General features: G+C 49.1%; 5 protein-coding genes. All 5 read right to left on the reverse strand.

Going from position 1 to position 5,097, the window contains the following annotated elements; genetic code table 11:
• Positions 1 to 409: 409 nt before the first annotated feature.
• A complete protein-coding gene (gene rpoH, locus KDK15_RS19550; protein ID WP_257297072.1) occupies positions 410 to 1,264 on the reverse strand; it encodes an RNA polymerase sigma factor RpoH in 855 nt (284 codons plus the stop codon).
• A gap of 134 nt (positions 1,265 to 1,398) precedes the next feature.
• The gene (ftsX, locus tag KDK15_RS19555; RefSeq protein WP_257297073.1) at positions 1,399 to 2,487 is read right to left on the reverse strand and encodes a permease-like cell division protein FtsX; all 1,089 of its coding nucleotides are present in this window, start codon (positions 2,485 to 2,487) and stop codon (positions 1,399 to 1,401) included.
• Positions 2,484 to 3,152 (reverse strand): cell division ATP-binding protein FtsE, encoded by a 669-nt coding sequence (gene ftsE / locus KDK15_RS19560; RefSeq protein ID WP_257297074.1) that lies wholly within the window; start codon positions 3,150 to 3,152, stop codon positions 2,484 to 2,486. The genes ftsX and ftsE overlap by 4 nt, the downstream gene beginning before the upstream one ends.
• A gap of 84 nt (positions 3,153 to 3,236) precedes the next feature.
• Positions 3,237 to 4,553, reverse strand: coding sequence for a signal recognition particle-docking protein FtsY (gene ftsY / locus KDK15_RS19565; protein WP_257297075.1), 1,317 nt, complete (start codon positions 4,551 to 4,553; stop codon positions 3,237 to 3,239).
• A gap of 314 nt (positions 4,554 to 4,867) precedes the next feature.
• On the reverse strand, positions 4,868 to 5,097 hold a 230-nt coding region (locus KDK15_RS19570), incomplete at its 5' end, for a hypothetical protein (RefSeq protein ID WP_257297076.1).

A 5,097-nucleotide genomic window follows, 5' to 3' on the forward strand; every position in this document is an offset into this window, starting at 1 on the left:
TTGCTTTGTACTACTGGCCACTGGCTACTGCCAACTGACCACCGAAAGCAAGGCCTCTCATCTTACCGTGGCGACTTTCGTTGTCAAGCAGTCATTCTCTTCGATCAGAGCGAGAGGCTTTCCAACTCACTGACGTTGCCCGAAGCCTTGCCAGTGGAGGCGCATCTTACCGCGCCGGTTCGATTTGTCAACCGGTTGTTTTTCGCTCATTTCCAAACAACCCATTTTCAAACCACATTTCGCACTCAGCGATGAAGATTCATTCTGCTGATCCGTGGATAACCGTTTCAGGTTAGCCCGTGGAAGAGCGACGAATTCTACGCAGCTCAGCATAAAAGTCAACACCCTGTATTTGACCTCATAAAAAAAGCCGCTATTCAGCGACTTTTTTCAGAACGTTTAATCTGCATCAGGCTTCCATGGAACCTTTCAGCTTTTTCATCGCATTCTTTTCCAACTGACGAATACGCTCAGCAGATACTCCATACGTATCCGCCAGCTCGTGCAGCGTTGCCTTTTCTTCTGCCAGCCAACGCTTTTGCAGGATATCCCGACTGCGTTCGTCCAGCTGTGCCAGGGCATTTCTCAGCTGGGAAATAGAGCTGTCGGACCAGTCGGCATCTTCAAGCAAAGAAGAAGGATCAGAGTTACGATCTTCCAGATAGTAAGCAGGTGCCTGATATGCGGTATCGCTATCATCATCCCCATAGCCATCGAAAGCGGTATCCTGGCCAGCCATTCGGCTTTCCATTTCACGAACCACTTTAGCTTCAACACCCAGATCTCTGGCTACGGCATCCGCTTCATCGTTGGTTAACCAGGACAGACGCTTTTTAGCGCTGCGCAGGTTAAAGAAAAGTTTGCGTTGTGCTTTCGTGGTCGCGACTTTAACAATGCGCCAGTTGCGCAGAATAAATTCGTGTATTTCCGCTTTGACCCAATGCACAGCAAAGGAGACAAGCCTTACCCCAACCTCAGGGTTAAAACGCTTAACCGCCTTCATAAGGCCCACATTGCCTTCCTGAATCAAGTCCGCCAATGGCAGACCATAGCCGGAATAGCTTTTGGCAATGTGAACAACAAAGCGAAGGTGAGACATTACCAGCTGACGAGCCGCTTCCAGATCATTATGAAAGAAGAGGCGCTCAGCAAGGGTCTTTTCCTGTTCAGCAGACAACACAGCAATGCTGCTGACTGACGCAACATACGCATCAATATTGCGGCCAGGAACTAACATATCGACTGGTTGAAGACTGGTGCCCATAACTGACTCCGTCAAGATACCCTCTTAATTAGACTCTGTTAAAATAGCTGAAGTTCAGACGAATACTAATAATAACAACAATTGGCTTCACAATCGCTATCGACTTTACAGGACATTTTCTTACTTTACACAGACTAATCCGGTACTAAAGCCTGAAAATGTCGATAACAGCTGCTCATTGCCCCCAGAACACCGAACGCTATTCCGGCAAGCAGCAATACGCCCAACACGCCAAAACCGGGGCCGGATAATACCATCTCGCTATTATACAGTCCGGCAATATTCATCATTTCATGACTCAAGACAGCTAATAATGAAAAAACAATCACTTGAGCCAGAATAGCGCCGATCACGCCATACCAGATCCCCATATAGATGAAGGGCATGGCAATAAAGCCCCGTGTTCCACCCACCATACTGATAATTTTGATTTCATCACGGCGGCTTTCAATACTGAGACGCACGGTGTTGCTGATCACCAGAATCACGGTAAGCCCAAGAATCCCGCCCAGCATGACGGCAAAGCGTTCAAGCATCGTTAATATTGCCTGCAGCCGCTGGACCCACTGCCGATCCAGGCGGACCTGGTCAACTCCATCCATTTGCTGAAAATTGACTACGGCATCATCCAGTTGTTCAAAAGAAGCCTCACTGACAGGCAGCAGCTCAATCACCCCCGGTAATGGATTGAACCCAAGTTGAGTAATCACATCCTGCAGCCCTATCTTTTGCTGAAAGTCTTTCATTCCCTGCTCCGGTGACAGGTAGACAACTTCTTTAATCAGAGGGTCTTGACGGTAATCAGCAATGCGTTGACCGATAATTTTCTGGCTAACCCCATGATTGAGGTAAATTGAGATTTTGGGTTGCCCATCCCAGGCTGCCCCAAGCACCTGCACATTGCTCACCAGTACAAACAGTAAAACCGGCAGGGAAAAGGCAATCGCGATCAGCAAGCTGTTTAACAGACTTGCCACCGGGTTGTTAAGCAGGCGGTTCAGTGCATCTTTACCCACCTGCCGGTGCAAGCTAACGAAAGAATGCAGTGTCAGTGTTGCTACCGTCTGGCGATTGGCACCTCTTTTATGGGCATCTTTATGAGCTTCGTTATGAACAAAGCTTCCCGCATTCTTTCCAGCGGTTTTGCCCTTACCGGCCTGTTCATCCAATGTGTGCCGACGACCATCTTGCTGACGCCTGCTGCTCTTACTAAACAGACTCACTGAACCTCCTGGTCTGCAACCAGCCTGCCATGATCCAGGGTCAAAATACGGTGTCGCATCCTAGCCACCAGCGCCAGGTCATGACTGGCAATCAACACGGTAACCCCCACCTGATTAAAATTCTCAAACAGCTTCATGATTTCCGTGGACAACTGAGGGTCAAGGTTTCCGGTAGGCTCATCCGCAAGAAGCAAAGCCGGGCGATTCACTACTGCCCGCGCCAGACCAACACGCTGTTGTTCACCACCGGACAAAGCCACTGGAAACAACTTTTCCTTGCTTAATAACCCGACCATATCCAAAGCAGCACGAACCCGGCCAGCACAATCACTGGGAGAATAGCCTGCAATCAAGAGCGGTAAAGCGACATTGTCAAAAACAGTACGATCAAACAGCAGCTGGTGATCCTGAAAAACCACACCAATATTGCGGCGAAGATAGGGAATCCGGCTGTTCTTAAGAGCCCTCAGGTTATGACCTCCCACCCAGACCTGACCTGCACTGGCCCTCTCAAGAAGCATAACCAGCTTCATCAGGGTGCTTTTTCCTGCACCGGAATGGCCTGTCAGAAACGCAATCGCTCCTCGCTCCAGGTGAAAACTGACCTGCTCAAGGCCAACATGACCTCCCGGGTAACGCTTGCTGACACTGTCAAAGCGAATCATCCCGCTGTCCTTAATCTATCTCTTGTTTGCTATTCAAGTAACCAACACTCTAATGAACGACATTTGACGTCATTACCTGCTATATCAACCTTCCCGGGAGAATAGTGCTTTAACAAATTCCTTAGCCGAAAACGGCCTCAGGTCATCTATCTGTTCCCCCACCCCCAGGAAACGGATTGGCAGTTTCATCTGTTTGGACAGCGCGAAGATCACCCCGCCCTTAGCGGTTCCATCCAGCTTGGTCAAGGCCATGCCGGTTAACTGCACCGTTTCATGGAACAGACGAGCCTGGCTCAGGGCATTCTGCCCGGTGCCCGCATCCAGCACCAGTAACACTTCATGAGGAGCATCAGGATCCAGTTTCCCAAGCACCCGCTTGACCTTTTTCAGCTCCTCCATCAAATGTTCCTTGTTGTGGAGGCGACCAGCGGTATCGGCAATCAATACGTCAATATTGCGGGCTCTTGCTGCTTCGAAGGCATCAAAAATAACGGAAGCACTGTCAGCGCCAGTATGCTGGGCAACCACTGGAATCTCATTCCGTTCACCCCATACCTGCAACTGTTCAACCGCAGCCGCGCGGAATGTATCACCAGCTGCGAGCATAACCTTGCGGCCTTCAGACTGAAACTTACGGGCCAGCTTGCCAATAGTCGTAGTCTTACCAACACCATTAACGCCCACCACCAGGACAACAAAAGGCGTGTCCTGTTTCGGAATGACCAGTGGCTGGTCAGCAGGCTCAAGAATATCAGCAAGCTCGGATTGCAGGGCAGCCATAAGGGCATCCGCATCATCCAGCTCTTGGTAATTCACTTTCCGGGTCAGCTTTTCAATAATGTCAGTGGTGGCTTCAACCCCCACATCGGCGACCAGCAACTGAGTTTCCAGTTCATCCAGAAGATCATCATCAATCTCCTTTTTACCGATAAACAGTTCTGCAACGCCTTCGACCAGAACGTTACGGGTTTTGCTCAGCCCCTGACGCATGCGGGCAAAGAAGCCACCTTTGGCTTCAGGCTTGCTCTCTTCATCAACAGGCGTTTTATCTGGCTGAGCAGCCTGGGGAATTTCAGTGGCAGCAACAACCTGAACTTCTTTGTCAGAAGCCTCTGGTGCTTTGTGTGCGGATTCCTCCGGGGACTCCGGATGAACAGGCTTATCTGCAGCCCCCTGAACTACCTCAGGCACAATCTCACGTGCAGCATCAACACCGGCTGAAGATTCAGAAGCCGACTCTGGCGTAATTTCCGGTGTTTCTACAGTGGATACAACGTCTTCTACTTCAGGCTCAGCCTTTGCCTCTACCTGTTCTTCAGAAACTTCATCCCGGGAACGTCGACCCCAGGGCCAAAAGCTGCGTTTGGCTTTTTTCTCATCGTCTTTGCGCGAACCGAACATAGACTACTTCGATAACCTTGGTGGGAATGCCTGATGACTATCAGGATTGTCATATAACTGAAGCCTTACCGGAACTGTTTCTGTAACAGCCAATAAAAAGCAATGACAATCAATCATGCAGGCTATGGAAATTGCTTATCCTATCTCAATTCGGGCTGTCACGAAATGAACTTTCTATGGAAAAATAGTCCAACTTTCACGACCCGGAATGAAACCATGTACCAGTCAATGAGTTTGTATCTCATGTGAGTTCAGACTAGCAGGCTATGCTTTCACTCTCTGCGTACTATTGCAAAAACCATGGTAGGGAACTCTCATGATTTGCCACTACGAAAGGCCGCTACAAAAGCTTCTACACTTGGTACTTTTATTTCTTTTTTTAATGTCGCGACAACTTGTATACTTTTTTTGGATAAGGTACGAGCAGCATAGTACCAACTATATTCTTCAACGCTTTTGCCTGTTTCTTCCAAAGAAAGATTGAATGGAAACGTTACCAAAACCTGCGTAAAGCATCGCCCAATCGGGCGGTGATATAAGCAAC

This window comes from Endozoicomonas sp. YOMI1 (genome assembly GCF_024606345.1).
Lineage (GTDB): Bacteria > Pseudomonadota > Gammaproteobacteria > Pseudomonadales > Endozoicomonadaceae > Endozoicomonas.